Consider the following 20,047-nt stretch of genomic DNA (forward strand, 5'->3'; position numbering starts at 1 on the left):
ACTTCCCCTGGAACATCAGTCGGTTCCAGAGGGGTCCATTCCGCTATCTCTGCATAGCCTAATGCGTAAAGCATCTGCATGCTATAAATTACTGCTTCACGAGAACCTTTCAGAGTTTGATGAGCAGGTTGTTTCTTGAAGTTTTGCTTGAATTGTTGTGACATCATAAAAAACTTAATTTCGGTTTATATTGATTATTGTAATGATTATGATTTGAGTAGTCAAGGGTTTTAAAAAGTTTTTTTTGGGATTTTTATGGTTAATAAAAAATAAGCGATCGCTGTTAGCGGAAGCTTCGCTTCATCGCGTAGCGTTAGCTTTGCGGCTCTTCCCTCTGTTCAAGGACAACCAATTAAAATGTTGATTGGGGGAGGAATTGTCATTATAGTTGGTAATTTATCAGCTGCTTGGGGACTAGATGAAGAGCTTGCTCTACCACGAGAGATGATCCGCACTGCTGTGGGAAATGGGTATTAATATCCTGCATTTTGCTTGGTGTCGGCGGCAACTAACTCTGCATAGTAGGAACATTGCTCTCCAACACCCTAGTTTGCCATCTTCTCCAACTAGGCCAAAAACTCTTCCAGAATCACCGATGTCTCCAACACAGAATAGGAAAAGAAAAAAACTTTTGATTTGTTAAATTTTTGATAATTTAGAATTGGGAATTTATAATTTATAATTTAGAATTGGGAATTTATAATTTAGAATTGGAATATGCCTGTCGTGTTGGTACAAAAACTCTTTTCTACTTTGGTCAGACAATTATCACTGGTGCTAAAAACTGGAGTTTGTGGACATCACCTCTGGCTCGGTGTAGATAATAGTCTATACAGACACAATAAAAACCAGTGACTATTCAAACTCAACGTACTAGTGGTTTTATCGACCCCTGCCCTTATATTGCTATCGGGTCTACACTACTGGTATTTTTAGCCTTATTCCATGGTTATCGGTTCCAGAAAACACTGCTATCTACTACCGTCAGTGCCAGGGAAGAGGAACCGCTGCAACTTCAAACACTGTCCCTCAAGCGCCAGCTGATTGGTGCTCTTCGCATAGAAGCTAAAGCAAAAATTCCCCTTAACCGATGGGTTACTTATGAAATCCAGTTACTCGATGGCCAAGGTCAAGCATTCGCCTCCGCCATCAAGCAAGCCTGGAATGAATCAGGAACTTGGTATGATGATGGGGAGTCTGGTAGTTGGCAAGACGATGACCTGTTAGCAGGACTTGATGTTCGCGCCAAGCAGGAAGAGATGGTGACCATTGCCATTGCAGTTTTGGAGTATGGGGATACATCAGGAAAAGTACTTGATCAACCAGTGCCGTTTCAGGTAACTGTCCAAAATGGAGTGATAGATACGCGCTATCTTTGGCCAGGTTTAGTGGGGACATTATGTCTGACCTTGATGACTTTATATGCAACGCCATTAACCGGGAAAAAAGCCATCTTCAAAACGATTAACGATAGCGACCCCAGCGATCGCGCTACTGTCGGTGGTGCAAATCGCCTTGTGCGGGTTAAAGTTGATGTTAAGGCAGATGAAACTTCCCCATCAAAACTAGAAGTTCGCCTTTTTCTCAAGGACTCCTATGGTGAGCAAATCTATAACCATTCGTTTCCCTTGCCTATGACCTATCTCAAAAACAACGGCAAGATCAAGGGAGCAACAGGTAAACTACAAACATTCTTCCTGTTGGAATCTCGCAGTTCCTATGGCTTCTATGTGGAAGTATGCCCAGATGCATCTGTCGATCGCACAACCTTGAGAGTTATTGATGGCAACCGTACCTTCACAAGCGTTGAGGTGGTAAAAATTAGTCCAACCTTTGATACGCCATGAATAGCTTATATCATGTCCGGATAATTAGTTATCAAAAACCTTATTCGATGAAACCTTACTTCTTTACTTCTGCCTTCTGCCTTCTGCCTTCTGCCTTGTTTTTGCCCTTAGTATAAGTATTCAACCGGACATGATATTAGAAACAGCTAGGGGAGTGTCAAACAGTTTTAGCTGTTTCACGGGCTTCGAGCAAGATGCTCCCACTACGCGAGCAAGATGCTCGCACTACTTCTATTTTCCATCCAGGAATTGATCCCATGTTGACTAAAATTTTGACAGCGACGACAGTTGCGATCGCACTATTTACCATAATCGCAGGTTACACTCAGCGTTCAGCCCTTGTCCTGCGGGAAGAAAAACAAAATAACTACTGGCCCCGACATCGGACATATTTATCCGGTTACTATTATCTAGGTATTTGGAAATCGTCCCCCAATCGCTCAGACTATGGTAGCTTTCGCGGAGGCGGTCCGGCTACCGGGAAATAGACGATGGAAGATGCGATATCAGATGGGAAACCGATACCTAACTCTAGCATCCCATCCCTCAAACGGGACCAGCGTTGGTTGCTCATGATTGCTGCTGCGGTTTCCTCAATTTGTGGACTAGCGGTAGAACTGTTGCTGGGAACTCTAGCAAGTTACTTGGTAGGGAATCAAGCTCTATCCTATGGTATTTCCGTTGGAGTATTTCTCGCAGCAATGGGTCTAGGGTCTTACCTGAGTCAGTTTATTGCTGTCAATCAGACCAATTCCCCATCTCTACAACACCAACTACTCTTAGTCTTTGTCAAAGTTGAACTACTCATTGCTCCCCTAACTGCCCTATTGCCTTTAGGACTATTTGCTGTATTTGTTAGGAATGGTTCCATCTGGCTGGGTTTATTCTTCGTCACTATTGTCCTGGGAGTACTAGCAGGACTGGAAGTGCCGCTACTGACCCGAATTCTGGAATTGGACAAAGGGGTGCGGGAAGCATTAGCAGGTGTTTTAGCCTTAGACTATTTGGGAGCACTACTGGGTTCCCTGGCTTTTCCCATCCTCTTATTACCCATTATCGGTTTATTTCCTACGGCTTTTGTCTTAGGGTCATTACCGGCCTTGATGGTGTTTGCCATTGGCAGACGCTTTCCCAGACTGCGGCCCTGGGGATATTTGGGTTTAACCCTAGGTATTCTCCTGTTTACCTTGGCTCCCTTAGCCATTCCGATTAGCGACAAGCTGGAAAATACTCTGTATAGTGGGCCAGTGATCACCCGCATCCAGTCTCCCTACCAACGCATTGTCCTCACACGACAAGGACAGGATGTTCGTCTCTTCCTCAATGGCGATTTGCAATTTTCCACCCTCGACGAATACCGCTACCATGAAGCTTTAGTGCATCCCGCCATGAGTGCTAGTGTTGGTAGGCGTCGGGTTCTGGTGTTGGGTGGAGGTGATGGTATGGCCTTGCGGGAAGTGCTCAAATGGCCAGAAGTCGAACGAGTCCTACTCATCGATTTAGACAGCGAGGTTGTCAAGTTAGCTAGTCATCACCCTCAATTAGTCCAAGTTAACGATAACTCTTTTTCCGACCCCCGTGTCGAAGTGTTGTATGCTGATGCTTTCATTAGGGCACCCGCACTCAACGAAACCTTTGATGTGATTATTGCCGACTTTCCCGACCCCGATCAAAAGATTATTGCCAAGCTTTATGCAGAAGGATTCTACCGCCGTCTCTTACCGCGATTAGCAGACAAAGGCATTTTTGTGACTCAGGCATCTAGTCCCTTTTTTGCTCCCAATGTTCTGAGTTGTATTGCCGCAACCTTGGAAAATGTGGGACTATTAGTTCATCCCTATGTTATAGATGTCCCCAGCTTTGGGCCTTGGGGTTTTGTCCTAGCATCAAGGCGATCGATTCAGCCGGACACCCTCAATTTATCCGTATCAACTCGCTTTCTGACCCCAGGCATTTTACACTCCTTGTTTGAGCTGCCAGGAGATATTAAGTTGGGTAATGTCGAGGTCAACCGCCTTGCTCATCCTGTGATTGTACGCTACCAATCTGACCCCCGTTGGGCAGCTTACTAAAAAAATTGGGTTTAAAGCCCCCTCCTTCTAGGACGGCTTTCTATTGAAAACTGTTCTGACGTTTGTCGCCAGTTAGCAAGTAGGGTGGGCAGTGCTTGAGACAGATCAGATCACCTCAGCTTTGTGCTTAGATAGGCACTGCCCACCGACGATTAATCCCAATGGTGCCAGATGTGAGTATAAACATTTTCAGGATCACGAATTGTCTTAAAAAACTATAGTCAATCAAACTTTTATCCTAATAACTTCCCCTTCAAATATTTATATGAAATTCCTTAATCGTTACCGGAGCGATAATGTTATCAAGCTTATTGACTTTGAATAATTTCTGTGATCGGAATAGTTTCCTGATCTCCTTCTACTTCTATCGATTGATGCCGAATGTGCTGACGCAACACCTGATTAATCAAGGTTTGATAATTGCCTCCACCAGATAGATGTACCTGCTCACGAAACCACTCGATAACATCATTATCTAAACAAATTGTGATCCGAGTTTTACCAGATGGCATCGGGTCAATCGCGCCACGCTTACCTTGACTAAAATCATACTCAGCTTCCATCTTCATCCCTCCAGATATTGTTTACGTTCAGTACGAGTGGCTTTGCGAGCTGAAATCAAACGAATTTGATCACCTCGCCAGGTATAGACCACAACCAAAACGGGTGCATCTCAATGCATGCTATTTGACGCGGTGGTGCGTTACGGGCAACAACCTAACACTTGCTATGGCTTGCGTCTTGGCGAGCCCGTCCCTAACACACCCTACGCCTAAATTCTAAATTCTAAATTCTAAATTCTAAATTCCCTCTTTCGATAAGTATCAAAAAAAAATAGCCGTAGAAATACTATCCACGACTATTTCAATTTCTTATGTCACAAAATTAGCAAACTTAACCTGATCAGTTCCTATCTGATTCGACCAAAACCAAGGCCCCCGGGGGGAAACCCCCCCAGAAATGTAAAGTGTTATGGCAACAACCAATACTTGGTAATTGTAGTGATCACTTCCCCTGGAACATCAGTCGGTTCCAGAGGGGTCCATTCCGCTATCTCTGCATAGCCTAATGCGTAAAGCATCTGCATGCTATAAATTACTGCTTCACGAGAACCTTTCAGAGTTTGATGAGCAGGTTGTTTCTTGAAGTTTTGGCTGAATTGTTGTGACATCATAAAAAATTTAATTTCGGTTAGTAGTGATTATTGTAATGATTATAATTTTAATTGTCAAGGGTTTTGAGAAGTTTTTTTTGGGAGTTTTGGGATTAATAAAAAATAAGCGATCGCTTTTAGCGGAAGCGAAGCTTCATCGCGTAGCGTATCTTTCAGATAATCGCTTTTATAAGATTAGCGATCGCTTATTTTTAAAACTAGTATTTTGTGATAGCGTTTATTGCCTTAAAGTCCCCCTTTTTAAGGGGGATTTAGGGGGATCGGTTTCTTTTTAAGGGGGATTTAGGGGGATAAGTTTCTACCTCATGGCAGAGAGAATAGCTATAACTAGTAATTTTCACGATAGCGCTGGGAGCAGTAGCTCCTAAAACAGACAAGGTTTAATGAGCGCGGAGATTGTAACGATAAAATAGAAATTACTGATTTGCTATAATAACGTAAGCTATCACCTTATGCGCTATGGGCAGGATTGAGAAAAAAAAAGAAGCAAACGCTAATATTCGCCAAGTTTTGACTGAGCGTTTAGCTCAAGCAGAAATCATTTCTTTGGAAGTTGAATCTCCCAATAATGAACATCCTTGGATGGAATTTTCTGGTATGTATGCAAATAACCCTCTGTTTGATGAGGTTTTAGCAGATATAGCAGCCTATCGTGATGAAATTGATGCAGAAATAGAAGGAAAATGCGATTCTCTGAAAGAGACGCTACGGGAACGCTAATCTCTAAAAGCGATTCTCTGAAAGAGACGCTACGCGATCGCGTCCAAAAATCTTGATTTTAGGGGATTGACCAAATTAATAGTTTGTAGATTTAGACAAAATTACTTTGATTTAGGGGTCTTGACAAATTCCTTTACTTGTGAATCTAGGCGTGAGCATATTTAAGGATATTTATATTCAACCATATTAATTAAAGTTGATTAATATTAAGGTTGATTAAGGTGCATTGTTATTGAGTAAAAAGCCAGTTATTATCTAAAGGTTGTCAGCGACAAACGTCTGATATATGTAGATACTTAGCACAGCTAAGTGGTAGAAAATTAACTGAACGAGCAGAGTATGAGTATACAGCAAAGAACAGCAGATCCTCAAAACCCAGAATTTCAACAGTTTCTCGCGACTATCAATCAGTGGTACACTGAGGACACCAAAGGTTTTAAAACCTATTTCGATGCAGCGGTGGAAAATGTCAAACCAATTCCTGAGGAAATTTTAGAAGATGATCCACAGGGAACTTACACCTATGATTGGCGAAACAAAACAATAGATGACCTGTGCCAATTCTTTACAGATTGGTACGTTTGGGAACCATTAGTTCCCACTGGATTAGATTACATTCAAAAGTTTAGCTGGCTATATTATAAAAATGAATACGGCTTGGCCTTTGTGACCAAAGGTGCTGGTTATCAGATGACCGCAGATTTTGTAGAAGTGCGCGGCAAATACTTTGATTCTACTGACTCCCAAGAACTTATTCAAACATGGGTTAATGATCTTGGTGGTGCAACGGCAGTCTGTTCTGAGTTTTATTGTCCAAATGAGCAAGACCCTTATCTAGGATTTGAGAATTTTAATCAATTTTTTGCCCGGAATCTAAACCCAGAAGCAAATCCCAGACCGATTACTTCACCAGATGACGACTCTGTAGTGGTGGCTCCAGCAGATAGCGTTATCAATATGATTGTTAACGACTTAACCCTAGAAACAAAAATTGCTGTAAAAACAGTATATTTGAATGTTGTGGAGCTTTTAAATAACTCAAGTTTTGCCCAACACTTTGATGGAGGTACAGCTGTTTCTTGTATCCTCATGCCGGATACCTATCATCACTACCATGCACCCGTATCTGGCACGGTTGTAGAATCTAACGAAGATGTCGCAGGCGAATATTTTGGTATCGATAATTTTCCGGGCTTGTTGAACGATGACAACGTTGGTTATGGATATTCCTACAGTGTATTTGAACATTTTCGTCGGGGCTATTTAGTAATCGAAACCGCCAACTATGGTCATGTGGCGATGATACCAGTAGGATTGAACACCATCGCCTCAGTGATATTTGAAGATCGATTCAAGAATGTCACTTCTGAAAACCCCGTTCCGATTACAAAAGGCGAAAAAATAGGGTATTTTCAGTATGGTGGCTCCTTAAACATTCTTTTGTTTGAAAAAGATCGTTTCCCCTCATTAAATATCCTGCAAGGGCAGCAAATCGGATTCCTGCTTGGCGAAGCCGAAGCAAAAGTGAAGTTAACCAAGACACGGAAGAGTCGTTTCTTGAATCGGATTGCTTATTTAGGCAGATAAGCAATTTATCGGGAGCATATCAATTTTGGAGTCAAACCACCAGCTGCTATTATCCTTAGGAATAGCGGCGTTACTTTCGCCAGACATTCCATACATTATTGATATGCCTCCTTCCCTTTTCTTATATAGCGGTTTTTAGTCTAATCAGGTACACAGGCTTTTTTCCCTATTGCCTATTGCCTATTGCCTATTGCCTCTTTTCTGTTCCCTGTTCCCTAAAACCAGAAAATTTGTACCTCACAAACTTGAAATCCGCTAGACAACCCCAGACCAAGAGCTACAACCAATATCTACAGACTTGACTAGGATCTGGTTTCACCGACTTCATCGTTTTGTCCTGATCGTAGTCAAAGGTTCTCTCACAAAAGCCACTTTCACTCTCCAACGCACAATTCAAAACAGTTTTATAATTTTTGTAATGATGATTGTCTATAACATCAAATTTACCCATTAAGTTGTCTCGAGAAAATGAAACTAGATAGGCATAGGGCAAATGCTGATATCCTTCATATTTAAATGGGTCACAAGGAACTTTGTCATAAACATTTTGGATACGAATAGTTCGTGTCTCGGGGTTTTGTTGCGGTGCCTGTTGTTGATAAAATTCTACAAATGCTTGGTTGCCTACACGAGGGGAAGCATAGTTGTAGCTTGCAGACTTGATATCTGGTCTAGACAACGCCATATCAAGTGTGAATAAAGTGCTCAGTGTAGAGCCTAAACTATGGCCAGTAATATACAGAGTATCGATCGGTTTTTCAGATGCTTGGTATTTATCAACTAGGGCAAACACCTGATTCTGCATCGAGGGTGTGTTCCCATCACTATTGGAATAGATATGGTAGAAACCTGATTCAACCCTAAGCTTAGATGGCACTACAACATCTTCCTGATAAGGTACAAATGTTGTATGATTAACACCAAAAGTATCTATTAGATCCTCTGTGGAATAAGTACCTCTAAAGGCAAATATATAAGTGTAAGGAGACTGCTGAGATCGAAACACTACACCATAACACTCAACAGTTTTGTATTTATTAAAAATCGCATCAACACCAGTCCAGTAGTCTACAAAATCATAACCATCCGGTGGAGACACCTCAAGACACTCAGCAGGGTTTTGCTTATCAAAAGCATCATAAGTTAGACTGCTTGCTTGCGCTAAAAGGATGGCCCTGGTGGAATCAAGGTCAGCAGTTGTGAGGTAAGTAATTGTGTTATCCATCACGCATGCTTTCATTAGGATTGCTATATATAGCAATCCTATCTGATTTGTGAAAGAAATGGTCTGCTTTAAGGCAGGAAGCAGACGGCAGATGGCAGAAGGGAAGGGAGAAGGCACCAGTTTTTAACAATTCCAGTGATTTTACAAATAATTTAGGATTGCTATATAGGCTTCCTCCCCAGCAGCAAGGATGAAGCCAATGGCATTACTGTCGAGTCTGTTAAACCCTAGTCATGTAATTATTTTTTGCACAAAAGTCTATACAATTAATTGCTGCTTCAGAATTAGCAACAGAGGGATGCACGGTACATTTAAGACGATAATCACCAGTAAAAAACTGACAGTTAGAACAGGGAATTTGATGCAGTCGTTTGGCAACAGCAAAACTTTCTCGGACTGCTGACAAAACCGTCCAAACTAGAATCATCGTTATCCCCCAAGCCAAACAAAAGCAAATCAAGTCTAGATAAGGCTGGAGGGCATAGATCAGTACGTAAAGAAGTTGAAACACAATTTAATAGACTTCTTGCAGAAGTCGGGAACAGGGAGCAGGGAGCAGGGAGCAGGGAGCAGGGAATAGGGAAGAGGTAACACATTTTGTGTACCTCATAGCTATGATAAAAGCTATAATCTTTTCTCCTAATAACTAAAAGGGAATATCATCTAAATCTTGTTGATGACTAGGGCTACCAGAGGTTGGGTTTTGAGGAGATGAAGACCCAAAAGAAGAGTCAAAGCTTTGCTCAGTATTTTGTTCAGTGCTGGTATAAGCAAAATCTTGTCCGGTATTGTTAGGAGAAGAAACTGATGACGACATCCGATGTTGCTCCATGGATACCACCTTATCATGAGGTGCGACCCGTGGCGAATTTAATTCGCCAACGGAAAGCGCACCTATGGTTTGGGGACGAGATGGTTCTGGGGTCTGCTGGAAAGTTCTTTCCGAGCCCATGACTTGTGGCTCAAAGTGATCATCTGTTCCCAATTTGTGAATCCGGGAAACATTCAATTCTGCCCGTTTTTCCTTGAACCCTTCTGGTCGCTCAATCACATTCATCCTTAAGCTACCTTCAATCACCACGCGATCGCCTGTGGAATAGTTTGCTTTAATTTCATTAGCCAAATATTCCCCCCAACCTACCACTTTTAAGGTTGATGGGGATTCCTCAGCCTTAACACTGGCGAATTGTACTAGCATCTGAGTCAGGGGTGTCTGATTCTCTGAGGTGTAACGCAGTTCTGGATCCTGAATAATTTGTGCCATTAAAATGCAGCTGTTCATCTCCTATATCCCTGGTCCTTTGAATGTTGACTCCTTATTATAGAACAAGCGTACCAGTACTCTTGGCTTTTCTTTGATTGAACTTAACCTACCAACAATTAACTACCAACAAGGGCATAGCGGTGACTTTCCTGAGGTCTACAAACACTCTTTAGGTGCGCTTTCCAATGGGCGAGTAAATCGCCCTTGGGTCGCACCTGAGGAAAGCCACCGCTATGCCTGTTAAGAGCCGATTAATCGGATTTATGACACGGCTGAAGGTTGTGCTTCTACACCTTGTTCTTTTTCAACGAATTCCTGAACATGGTTGCGATAATGCTTGAGGTTTTCCTCAGCCCAATCCCGGTCATCGCTGTTGGCAAAAATATGAACTAAGGGTTCGCCAGCATCGGGTAAAATCAACACCCAGTTATCATTTTGCGGGTTGATAATTTTAACTCCATCGACAAGTTCGAGCTGCTCACTGGGATGGGTTTCGACCAGATGACGCATGAGGCTACCCTTAACTGTCCAAGGACAGCGCAGAGTAACGGTTTTGTACCATACCCGGGGGAGTTCGGCACGAATATCAGCAAGCGATCGCTCTTGGACTGTCAGCATCTCGATCAACTTGGCGATTCCAAACATGGCATCAAAGCCTGGATGTAGTTGGGGGAAAATAAAGCCCATGTCCCAACTACCTCCCAATACCACATTGGGGTTGCTTTGAGAAGCTTCCATCAGTGCTGTGGGGTTAGCTTTGGTGCGGATCACCTTGCCATCATGGCGTCGGGCAATTTGTTCCACCGCACTTGATGTCTGGACTGGAACCACCACAGTTCCCCTGGGATTAGAGGTTAACATAATATTGACCATCAGTGCAGTCAATACCTCACCTCGAATCGAGATTCCCGATTCATCAACCAAAATCAGCTGTTCCCCATTAGCAGAGACCTGCACGCCAAAATTGGCTTTTAGGGCCTCGACCACCTGACCCAGCTGATTGAGCAAACTCTCTCGTTCTTCTGTGGAGATAGCTGTTTGTTTCAAACTGGCATTGAGGACTACTGCATCAGCCCCAAATTTCGCTAACAGTTGGGGTAACACCGCACCAGACACAGCATAAGCATAGTCAATAACTACCTTAGCACTACTGTTGCGAATTGCCTCTACATTGAGATGCTTCTCAAAGGCAGTACCGTAGATATCGATTAACTGAATCGGGTAGTTAACATTGCCGATATCATTGATCTGGACTCGTCTTAGGTCTTCTTTAAAGTAAGCCCCCTCAATTTTTTTCTCTTTACCCTTGCTGATATTAATTCCCTTGGCATCAATAACTTCGATCAGGATATGATCTGGTCGGTCAGGATGCACTCGCACATGGATACCTCCGGAGACCCCTAGGGTTGGTACCACGGTTCGAGCCACGGGAATTGCGGTTGCATCTAGGTTCTGGACATCGACACCCACAGACATCAACCCCCCAATCAAAGACCGGGTCACCATGCGACAGATACTACGCTGGTCACGGGAGAGTGATACTTGGGAGCCTAGTTTTAAGGTAGACCCATAAGCCGCTCCCAACTTAACGGCAAATTCAGGAGTAATATCGATGTTGGCTAAGCCTTGGACACCCCGCTGACCAAAAAGATTCCGTTGGGCAGTGTTGCCCCAAATTAAATTGATATTCAATGTTGCACCTGATTCTATAGTTTTATTTGGCCAAACCCTTACAGTGGGACTAATTTGAGCTTCTTCTCCCACTTTAGACAGGGAACCGACAACGGCACCTTCCAAAACCTGAGCACGACGGTCTACCCTGGTTCCCCTGGAAATGGTGCAGGCACTCAGATTAACCTCTTCACCAATTAACGCTCCATTCCAAATAATCGGTCGTTTCAGGTTAGCGTGAGCAGAGATGGTAACATTATCGCCAATTACTGTTCCTGCTTCGATGTGGGCGTTTGGCCCAATCCGGCAGTTGCTACCAATTAGTACTGGGGTTTCAATCTTGGCAGTAGGGTCGATATAGGTATTTTGTCCCACCCACATTCCTGAGGATTGTTCTGGGTAAGCAAAGTCTAGTGTGACCTTATTCATTAAGCCGTCATACTGGGCTTCTCGGTAAGCCTCCAGGTGACCAACATCACACCAATATCCCTCAGCTACATAGCCATACATTGGCTCATCTTTCTCGAGGAGTTTCGGAAACAGGTCTTTAGAAAAGTCACATTCCTCATTTGATGGCAGGTACTCTAGAACCGATGGTTCAAGAATGTAAGTGCCAGTGTTAACAGTATCGGAAAAAATTTCTGAGGTCGAAGGTTTTTCCAAAAATCGGCGGATGCGCATTTCCTTATCGGTGATCACCACCCCGAACTCAACGGGATTGGGAACGCGAGTTAGGATTAATGTCGCCTTTGATTTCTTAGCTTTATGAAATTCGATCGCAGCAGTCAAATCAAAGTCGGTGATGCTATCGCCACTAATGACTAAAAAGGTTTCATTGAGTAATTCGGAAATATTTTTAACACAACCTGCAGTCCCCAGAGGCTGTTCTTCTTCTACCGCATAGGTCATCTTGACCCCAAAGTCACTGCCGTCTTGGAAGTAGTCCCGCATGACATCTGGGAGATAGTACAGAGTGGCAATGACCTCAGTGATATTGTGCCGTTTGAGTAGATTAACAATATGTTCCGCAATGGGTCGATTCAGGATTGGCACCATGGGCTTGGGCAGATCACAGGTCAACGGTCTAAGCCGTGTTCCTGAACCACCAGCCATCAGCACTGCTCGCATAATTCCTCCTCTTTTAACCCGTTAAGGGGTTTGATCATGTTGTCTACGTTCATTTGTCTTTTTATGGGCTTTTTTTAGTGAAGTACTTTCCTCCACAAACAGTGACTTGATCTAAAAACCGTCATTTTGGCATGCTAGCGTCGATAGTCAGTCATATAGGTGCGCTTTCCGCATCTAATTATTAAATTCGCCACGGGTCGCACCTAAAGAGTGCTTTCGACAAAGACTGGCGGAACCATAACTAACGACACTGGTGTCGCCAAGTTTCCTCCGACCTCAGAACAAAGATCGCGCCTTGACCCGCTGCTTCTTCACTCAGGTAATCATCACTACTGAGTTTGGCTAGTCTGTAACTCCTAAGGGTCACACCACAAATGAAGACTAGAGAAACTGGACCTGGATCAATGCTACTTTGAGCTGTAATCCGAATCAATTCTTAGGTGCGCTTGACCTTGGCGAATTTAATTCGCCAAGGTCAAGCGCACCTGTTGATTAACCTACACACTTATGGTATTGAGGTCATGGTCTAACACTTGCTTGATAAGGTAAAATTATCATTAATATAAAAATTATCTTATAAAAAGCACCGGAGGTGAAAAACCATGTCACAATAACCAAATGTCTTCTACCCAGATTCAACAAGGGTAGTTAAAACCGCCCCAAGGGCTCGCTTCTCCTCCCTGTCAGGCGAGACGCCTATCTTACTTGAGACGGGGTTTCCAAATATGGCAAGATTTTTGATGAATGGCTAACTTAATTGTCTTCGGGTTACTGGTAGTCTATGGGTATGGCGTGTGGAAATTCTGGAGGGGGTTTGAGCGGACTGACTTCAGCCGGAGTTTAACCAATCGGATAGCATTGTCACTGTTGTGGCCAGCTTTAATCGTTGCCAATAAGTCCTATCGCAAAAACTTTACTAAAGCCCTTAAGGGCAGATAGGAGTGCTCGATAGCAGTGGCCGTATTTGGCTGATTGGTGGAACCACCGAAAGTGTGACTCTGGCAAATGCGATCGCATTCAGGGGGATTCCCTGTACAGTAACCGTTACCACAACAGCGGCTAAATCCCTCTATCCCCAAACCCCAAATTTAAGGGTTCGAGTCGGACGTTTAGATACAAATGGGCTAGAGCAGTTTTTGGAGAACCATGGTATTGTAGCGATCCTAGATGCCTCTCACCCCTATGCGGTGGAAATTTCCCAAATAGCGATTTCAGCCGCTTGTGCTCGGCATATACCTTACCTGCGTTTTGAAAGGCAACAGCTAAATTCTCAGGTAAGTTCTGAACTAGACAATTCACCAATAATTTATCTCAATAGTTTCCAAGACCTGATTGCTGGTAACTATCTCCATCAGCAGCGGGTATTACTGACAATCGGTTATAAACATTTACCCTTATTCCGTGGTTGGCAAGACCAATCAACCCTATACGCCAGGGTTCTCCCCAGTGTTACTGCAATAGATGTAGCGATCGCGTCTGGATTTAGCCGGGATCGAATTATTGCCCTGCGTCCTCCGGTACCAGCTGATTTGGAAAAGGCACTCTGGCATCACTGGGACATCTCTGTTGTGGTCACCAAGGCCTCTGGGGTTGCTGGGGGAGAAGATATCAAACGAGCCGTAGCTACTGAGTTAGGCATCTCCCTAGTTATAATTACTCGCCCAGTTGTTGATTATCCGCAGCAAACCAGCCATGTATCTGTGGCATTAGAGTTTTGCGTACGTTATGTTTGAACTCTCTCCCGGTAAATAACAGGTAAGCCTATGGGCTACAGATGGTGCTACTTGAGGTGCCGTCAGCTGTCAGCCGTTGGTCTTTAGCTGATGGCTGATAGCTGATAGCTGAATGCTTACAACAAAAGTTTAAACCATAGCTGGTTGGAGTAACCTGATATTATAAAAGTTGAATTCAGTAGCTGTCCGCCCTTTTTCCTCGATGGCATAAACTACTTGACGAGTCATAATATAATAATCACCAACTTTCTCGAACCTGTCCTCAAATTCTCGTTTAGCCATCAAATCACCAGTTTTGGCATTGCGAAAAATGGCATTGTAGCCTGAAGAAATATACCCTTCTCCTGTATCTAGGCTATGGTTGGTATTAATTGTAAAAGCCATCGGACCCATAACCCGACTGACATGACAAATTTCCCTACCCCGGACTTTATAGTTAGAGCCCATAGCATCACCCTTGACCAAAATTTCCACTGCACCAGTAGAATCGTTTTCACCAAAGCTAAATTGGTTTTTCCCATGGGCTTTTTCAAAGGATGACCGCTTGCGATGGGTCACAATATCCCGCATCTGGTTATAGACACTTTCTTTGACCTTTTCATCATCAAACCCACTGACTTCAACACTGTGATCACTATTAATGCGAACTTGACCAGTGTATACTTCATCACCTTGCTTAATTTCCAGGTCAGCTTTGTAACCAGGAAAATTGTCGTCCCAGGTGTAGCGGTTTTCGTAAGCCGCCTGGAACACTTCACGAGCTGTTTCGTTTTCGATCATAGTCTTGTTAAGTCAACCGATATTTTGAGCTAATAGTTCCCAAACTAGACAAACTATACTAGGGAAGTGTTACTATCCAAAGACTACTCACTAATCTCTGACGGTGCTTATTATAGCATTACTGTTTTATAGAGAATCTTTAAATTTGGTGAGGTACTTTAAGCGTAAGCTATCAGCGTGTCGCGTATCAGCTATCAGCTAATGGGCTACAGATTGTGCTACTTGATGTGCTTATGGGCTATTATAAAGCTACGGAACTTTTGAATAAAACAAGTAAGGATTCGAATAATGCTGAGTTATGGAAAGCACCTCAAGCAGCGTGAGCCATTCGCGTAGCGTGGCCTTTGGCCAAGGCTCAGGGCTGACGGCTGACGGCTGAATGCTTACGTTTAATCTAACTTTCAGCTAAAACTAATACTAACACTTTTCACCATTACTCCCAAATTTATTATGGCTTGTAAGTGTTAGTAAGTTTAGTTTAAGTTTTCCGTAAAAAGCTAAGGGCTGAATCCTTACGTAAGGGGAACCTAAAGAGTGGATGGTTAATCAATATCAGTTGCTTGATTGGAAATCATCACAGGAACTTGATAAAGAGGTACTGTGAAGGTAACTGTTGACCCTAAATTTTCCCCCATACTGAAAAAATTGACCACACCCCCCATGGTTTCAATCAGCTTTTGGGATATGACTAAGCCTAAACCCGTGCCGCCATATTGGCGAGTCCGGGAACCATCGACTTGGGTAAAGGTTTGAAACAGCCGGTCTTGCTGGTCGAGGGAAACACCGATGCCAGTATCGGCAACTCGAACTTTAACCAATCCTGGGAATTCTGTACCTTTGAAAGTTATCTTCTTTCGGATCACCTCAGCACTAACAGTCACCCCACCTTCATCAGTAAACTTAATGGCATTGCCGACTAGGTTTAACATGACCTGTAGCAGCCTTTGATAGTTACCATACATAACAATGCCATCATAGACATCAGGCATTTCAATTCTGAGGCTGAGGTTTTTGAGCTGGGCTTGATTGATCGTAAAGTCCTCAACTTTTCTAAACAGAGAATCTAATTCTACTGGAGCGAGTTCTAGCTCCATTTTACCAGCTTCAATCTTGGCAATATCCAGGATATCATTAATAATATTGAGCAGATGCAATGCAGAATTGTAGGCTTCTTGGATAAAATCCCTTTGCTCCTGTGGATCGTCTGCCATGCCATCAAGAACCAACTTGAGAAACCCAATCATGCCATTGAGAGGGGTACGTAACTCATGGGAAGTATTAGCCAGAAAATCACTTTTGTGGCGAGAAGCTTCTTCAGCCCTTTCGCTAGCTATTTCTAACTCCTTGTAAAGGGTGCCATGAGCGATCGCTGTGCCGACTTGTTCAGCCAATTCTCCCACTAACTTTATTTCTGCGGCACTCCATTGACGGCGATCACCACACTGCTGTAGGCAAATCAAACCATTAGGTTCATCTTTATAGGAGGTTGAAACCACCAACACAGACAACTGTTCCCATTCACCGGGAAGAATGTGTTCTACCAGCAGTGGCTCCTGACTAGTGAGGGCTTGTTCGAGGTAAGGCTCAGAATCTAAGGGTAGCAGTTGTTTCGCCATTGACCGCAAGGGCTTTTGACAATATTCTGCCTGCACCTTGGTTACCCGTGCGTCTGGTTTGTAATAGCAGACGAGGCAACGGCTTACCTGGAGTGCCTCCCCTAGACTTTGGGCAGTTTGTTGCCAAATCGTATCTAGATCGAGGGTCCGACGAATCTGCCGGGAAATTTTGGTGAGTAATTGTTGATGGGGGTCTACACTTAGGTTTGTAGGAGATTCCCGCCATTCCAATATTGATGATTCCGGCAAAAAGCGACCCATAACTAGAACAGTGGTTGCTTCACCATCCGCTGGCAAAATGGGGCTAATCACCAACTCAAAGGCAAAGGATCTGTCCTGGTAACAAAACGATTGAACACAACGTTCAGGGGAACGCTTGCTCAAAATTCTCTGAAGCCTCTCTTGGTAGGCTTCGGCTTCAGTCGGGCAGAATGCATCTTCTAGGGGAAGTCCCACCACTTGTGTCAAACTCAGACCATATTGCTCAGCAGCTTGCCAGTAAAAAGAAAGGCATTTACCCGATGCCTCTTGAGTATAAACCAGCTCACACCCTAAACCCTGCAAAAAGTTAGAATCACCTTGTGCACTAGCGGATTGCCTATTTATATATCCAGTTTGAAAACATTGAAAATTCACAGGTGCAGCCATTAAAAGAAACCTGGAAACTACAAGCAACACCGGGAGCCTCAGTTCCCGTTTCAACAAGTAAATGCAACCAACCAACCCTAACCCACGAGCCAATGGCAACGTCTCAAAGTAGATGCCTTTACCTCTTGTCTATCAATCGTTCCACTCACCTCGGGGCGGCAGGGGAGGATTTCGGTCAAAGGTACGGGCTAATTCCTGATCTGTTCCCCTTTCACCCCTAAGCCATTGACGAATTGCCGTTTCTATTACTTTACTCGGATCATTAGTCAAGTGTTTGATTTGATCCAAGAGTTCCGTATCCAAATGAATAGAAATTTCTTCTTTGTCAGCTGAACGTGATAGATCTACGTTAGTAGCTTTGGTAGACTCAAGGTGGTTTTCAAGCAAACCCTCTTGATGTAAGGCATGATCATTCATAATCGATGGGCTAATAACACTACTAATATAACTTTACGATAACTGACAATTAGCCTGGCTCACTTATAACCATTCCAGGGATAGTACCCTTACCTCTGACGGAAAACATTAAAATACATTAAGTGAAGCATGAACTCAATAGACCAGTTATTGACTGGGTTTATACCAATAGCTTATGACTGATGCCCCTGTCTCTCATATTCGCAATTTTTCGATTATCGCCCACATTGATCATGGGAAATCGACCTTAGCTGATCGCCTACTGCAAGCTACTGGTACCGTAAGCGACCGCCAGATGAAAGAACAGTTCCTGGACAATATGGATTTGGAACGGGAGCGGGGAATTACGATTAAGCTGCAAGCGGCTCGGATGAACTATACTGCTAGCGATGGTCACGAGTACGTTCTCAATTTAATTGACACTCCCGGTCATGTGGATTTCTCCTATGAAGTGTCCCGCTCACTAGTGGCTTGTGAAGGAGCACTGTTGGTAGTCGATGCATCCCAGGGTGTAGAGGCTCAAACTCTAGCAAATGTTTACCTAGCCCTTGAACACGATCTAGAAATTATTCCCGTTCTAAATAAAATAGACTTGCCTGGAGCTGAACCGGAAAGGGTAAGTACCGAAATCGAAGATATCATTGGTCTTGATTGTAGCCAAGCGATTCGAGCATCAGCCAAGGAAGGTATCGGTATCGAAGACATCCTCGAATCTATTGTACATCTAATTCCACCTCCAAGCGATACCGTAGAGCAACCCCTAAGGGCGTTGATTTTTGACAGTTACTATGATGCTTATCGTGGCGTAATCGTTTATTTCAGAGTGGTCGATGGCACTCTAAAAAAAGGCGATCGCATTCGCTTGATGGCCTCTGGCAAGGAGTACGAAATTGATGAGCTAGGGGTGCTTTCCCCTAACCAAGTCCAAGTGGATGAACTCCACGCCGGTGAAGTTGGTTACCTGGCTGCTGCCATTAAGGCGGTAGCCGATGCCCGTGTTGGTGACACCATTACTTTAGCAAAAGCAGCAGCTATTGACCCTTTACCGGGATACACTGAAGCCAAACCGATGGTTTTTTGTGGCTTGTTTCCCACTGATGCTGACCAGTATAAGGATTTAAAGGAGGCATTAGATAAGCTGAAACTCAATGATGCTGCCCTGAACTACGAACCAGAAACTTCCTCTGCGATGGGATTTGGCTTCCGCTGTGGTTTCTTAGGCTTGCTGCACATGGAAATTGTTCAAGAGCGCCTGGAAAGGGAATATGATTTGGAGCTAATCACCACCGCCCCTTCAGTGGTCTATCAAGTGACCACCAATCAGGGAGAAGTCCTTGAAATTGATAATCCGAGTACCCTGCCATCCCCCCAAGAACGGGAAAAAATTGCCGAACCCTATGTCCGGGTAGAAATGATTACCCCAGAAACCTATGTTGGGACTCTGATGGAACTCTGTCAAAGCCGCCGTGGGGATTTTAAGGATATGACTTATCTTGCCCAAGGACGGACTACTTTAATTTATGAATTACCCCTAGCAGAAGTGGTTACTGACTTTTTTGATCAAATGAAGTCTCGCTCTCGGGGTTATGCCAGTATGGAGTACCAGCTCATTGGTTACCGAGATAATCCCTTAGTCAAGCTGGATCTACTGATTAATGCGGAGCCTGTGGACTCCCTGGCAGTAATTGTTCACCGAGACAAAGCTTACTATGTGGGTCGTACCTTGGTGGAGAAACTCAAGGAACTCATTCCCCGACACCAATTTAAAATTCCTCTTCAAGCGGCTATTGGTAGTCGAGTCATTGCTAGTGAACATATTCCGGCTTTGAGAAAAGATGTATTGGCTAAATGCTACGGTGGTGACATTTCCCGGAAGAAAAAACTTCTCCAAAAGCAGGCAAAAGGTAAAAAGCGGATGAAAGCTGTAGGGACTGTTGATGTTCCTCAGGAAGCGTTTATGGCAGTATTGCGTCTTGACCAAGGCTAGAGGGGGGATTCAGTCATTAAAAGTCCAGACCTGAAAGCCAAGTACTAATCTCGGAATGCTTACTACCAACCTAGTAATTCTCAACCGGTTAGCCAAGAGAATTCGATGATAACCTTCGGTAATTACGGAATTGGTTTTCAAGGTAGGTGAAAAACTATATGGAGAGATATATATCCGG

At 43.7% G+C, this 20,047-nt stretch carries 19 protein-coding genes and 1 pseudogene; 9 read left to right on the forward strand and 11 right to left on the reverse strand.

Going from position 1 to position 20,047, the window contains the following annotated elements:
* Positions 1 to 689: 689 nt before the first annotated feature.
* The 4 genes from F6K38_RS09695 (at position 690) to F6K38_RS09710 (ending at position 3,919) form a co-directional block, all read left to right on the forward strand.
* The gene (locus F6K38_RS09695) at positions 690 to 824 is read left to right on the forward strand and encodes a hypothetical protein (RefSeq protein WP_267871971.1); all 135 of its coding nucleotides are present in this window, start codon (positions 690 to 692) and stop codon (positions 822 to 824) included.
* A gap of 27 nt (positions 825 to 851) precedes the next feature.
* Positions 852 to 1,847, forward strand: a complete 996-nt coding sequence (locus F6K38_RS09700) for a hypothetical protein (protein WP_008178678.1) — start codon at positions 852 to 854, stop codon at positions 1,845 to 1,847.
* A gap of 194 nt (positions 1,848 to 2,041) precedes the next feature.
* Positions 2,042 to 2,335 (forward strand): hypothetical protein, encoded by a 294-nt coding sequence (locus F6K38_RS09705; RefSeq protein ID WP_008178681.1) that lies wholly within the window; start codon positions 2,042 to 2,044, stop codon positions 2,333 to 2,335.
* A gap of 3 nt (positions 2,336 to 2,338) precedes the next feature.
* Entirely contained in the window at positions 2,339 to 3,919 is a 1,581-nt protein-coding gene (locus tag F6K38_RS09710) for a polyamine aminopropyltransferase (protein WP_071104280.1), read from the forward strand.
* A 308-nt stretch (positions 3,920 to 4,227) separates the two neighbouring features.
* Here the strand turns inward: F6K38_RS09710 and F6K38_RS09715 are convergent, their stop codons facing one another.
* The 3 genes and pseudogenes from F6K38_RS09715 to F6K38_RS09720 form a co-directional block, all read right to left on the reverse strand.
* Positions 4,228 to 4,482 carry a BrnA antitoxin family protein gene (locus F6K38_RS09715; RefSeq protein ID WP_044492115.1) on the reverse strand — a complete coding sequence of 85 codons (255 nt, stop codon included), beginning with the start codon at positions 4,480 to 4,482 and terminating at the stop codon, positions 4,228 to 4,230.
* Positions 4,483 to 4,484: 2 nt separating this feature from the next.
* Positions 4,485 to 4,583 (reverse strand): annotated as a pseudogene (locus F6K38_RS43260) (BrnT family toxin); the annotation flags it as partial.
* Positions 4,584 to 4,889: 306 nt separating this feature from the next.
* Positions 4,890 to 5,090 carry a hypothetical protein gene (locus F6K38_RS09720; protein WP_008178689.1) on the reverse strand — a complete coding sequence of 67 codons (201 nt, stop codon included), beginning with the start codon at positions 5,088 to 5,090 and terminating at the stop codon, positions 4,890 to 4,892.
* Positions 5,091 to 5,552: 462 nt separating this feature from the next.
* Here F6K38_RS09720 and F6K38_RS09725 point away from each other — a divergent pair, with 462 nt between their 5' ends.
* Positions 5,553 to 5,813, forward strand: a complete 261-nt coding sequence (locus F6K38_RS09725) for a hypothetical protein (RefSeq protein ID WP_287313169.1) — start codon at positions 5,553 to 5,555, stop codon at positions 5,811 to 5,813.
* 339 nt (positions 5,814 to 6,152) lie between these two features.
* On the forward strand, positions 6,153 to 7,400 hold the full coding sequence (locus F6K38_RS09730) for a phosphatidylserine decarboxylase (RefSeq protein ID WP_083373703.1): 1,248 nt from the start codon (positions 6,153 to 6,155) through the stop codon (positions 7,398 to 7,400).
* 277 nt (positions 7,401 to 7,677) lie between these two features.
* Here F6K38_RS09730 and F6K38_RS09735 read toward each other — a convergent pair whose 3' ends face one another.
* The 5 genes from F6K38_RS09735 to F6K38_RS09755 all read right to left on the reverse strand — a co-directional run bounded on the left by F6K38_RS09735 (position 7,678) and on the right by F6K38_RS09755 (position 13,121).
* A complete protein-coding gene (locus F6K38_RS09735) occupies positions 7,678 to 8,625 on the reverse strand; it encodes a lipase family protein (RefSeq protein WP_008178691.1) in 948 nt (315 codons plus the stop codon).
* A 220-nt stretch (positions 8,626 to 8,845) separates the two neighbouring features.
* Positions 8,846 to 9,136 (reverse strand): hypothetical protein, encoded by a 291-nt coding sequence (locus F6K38_RS09740; protein ID WP_287297444.1) that lies wholly within the window; start codon positions 9,134 to 9,136, stop codon positions 8,846 to 8,848.
* 135 nt (positions 9,137 to 9,271) lie between these two features.
* Positions 9,272 to 9,907: a single-stranded DNA-binding protein gene (locus F6K38_RS09745; protein ID WP_287248412.1), complete on the reverse strand. Its 636-nt coding sequence runs from the start codon at positions 9,905 to 9,907 to the stop codon at positions 9,272 to 9,274.
* Between the two features lie 243 nt (positions 9,908 to 10,150).
* Positions 10,151 to 12,688 carry a mannose-1-phosphate guanyltransferase gene (locus F6K38_RS09750; RefSeq protein ID WP_008178697.1) on the reverse strand — a complete coding sequence of 846 codons (2,538 nt, stop codon included), beginning with the start codon at positions 12,686 to 12,688 and terminating at the stop codon, positions 10,151 to 10,153.
* A 241-nt stretch (positions 12,689 to 12,929) separates the two neighbouring features.
* A complete protein-coding gene (locus F6K38_RS09755) occupies positions 12,930 to 13,121 on the reverse strand; it encodes a hypothetical protein (protein ID WP_287296585.1) in 192 nt (63 codons plus the stop codon).
* A gap of 311 nt (positions 13,122 to 13,432) precedes the next feature.
* Here F6K38_RS09755 and F6K38_RS09760 point away from each other — a divergent pair, with 311 nt between their 5' ends.
* Together F6K38_RS09760 and F6K38_RS09765 are read left to right on the forward strand one after the other, a co-directional pair.
* Positions 13,433 to 13,627 (forward strand): hypothetical protein, encoded by a 195-nt coding sequence (locus F6K38_RS09760; protein WP_008178699.1) that lies wholly within the window; start codon positions 13,433 to 13,435, stop codon positions 13,625 to 13,627.
* Between the two features lie 2 nt (positions 13,628 to 13,629).
* A complete protein-coding gene (locus F6K38_RS09765; protein ID WP_287296587.1) occupies positions 13,630 to 14,421 on the forward strand; it encodes a cobalt-precorrin-6A reductase in 792 nt (263 codons plus the stop codon).
* Between the two features lie 129 nt (positions 14,422 to 14,550).
* On the opposite strand, the gene F6K38_RS09770 is transcribed toward F6K38_RS09765, so the two are convergent.
* The 3 genes from F6K38_RS09770 to F6K38_RS09780 form a co-directional block, all read right to left on the reverse strand.
* A complete protein-coding gene (locus F6K38_RS09770) occupies positions 14,551 to 15,201 on the reverse strand; it encodes a DUF3386 domain-containing protein (protein WP_008178703.1) in 651 nt (216 codons plus the stop codon).
* Between the two features lie 542 nt (positions 15,202 to 15,743).
* Complete coding sequence (locus tag F6K38_RS09775; RefSeq protein WP_044492116.1) at positions 15,744 to 17,465, reverse strand: ATP-binding protein; 1,722 nt, start codon at positions 17,463 to 17,465, stop codon at positions 15,744 to 15,746.
* A 132-nt stretch (positions 17,466 to 17,597) separates the two neighbouring features.
* Entirely contained in the window at positions 17,598 to 17,882 is a 285-nt protein-coding gene (locus tag F6K38_RS09780) for a type II toxin-antitoxin system CcdA family antitoxin (RefSeq protein ID WP_008178707.1), read from the reverse strand.
* A 175-nt stretch (positions 17,883 to 18,057) separates the two neighbouring features.
* Here F6K38_RS09780 and lepA point away from each other — a divergent pair, with 175 nt between their 5' ends.
* Positions 18,058 to 19,869 carry a translation elongation factor 4 gene (gene lepA, locus F6K38_RS09785; protein WP_008178709.1) on the forward strand — a complete coding sequence of 604 codons (1,812 nt, stop codon included), beginning with the start codon at positions 18,058 to 18,060 and terminating at the stop codon, positions 19,867 to 19,869.
* Positions 19,870 to 20,047 lie beyond the last annotated feature (178 nt).

This window comes from Moorena sp. SIO3B2, assembly GCF_010692525.1.
GTDB lineage: Bacteria > Cyanobacteriota > Cyanobacteriia > Cyanobacteriales > Coleofasciculaceae > Moorena > Moorena producens.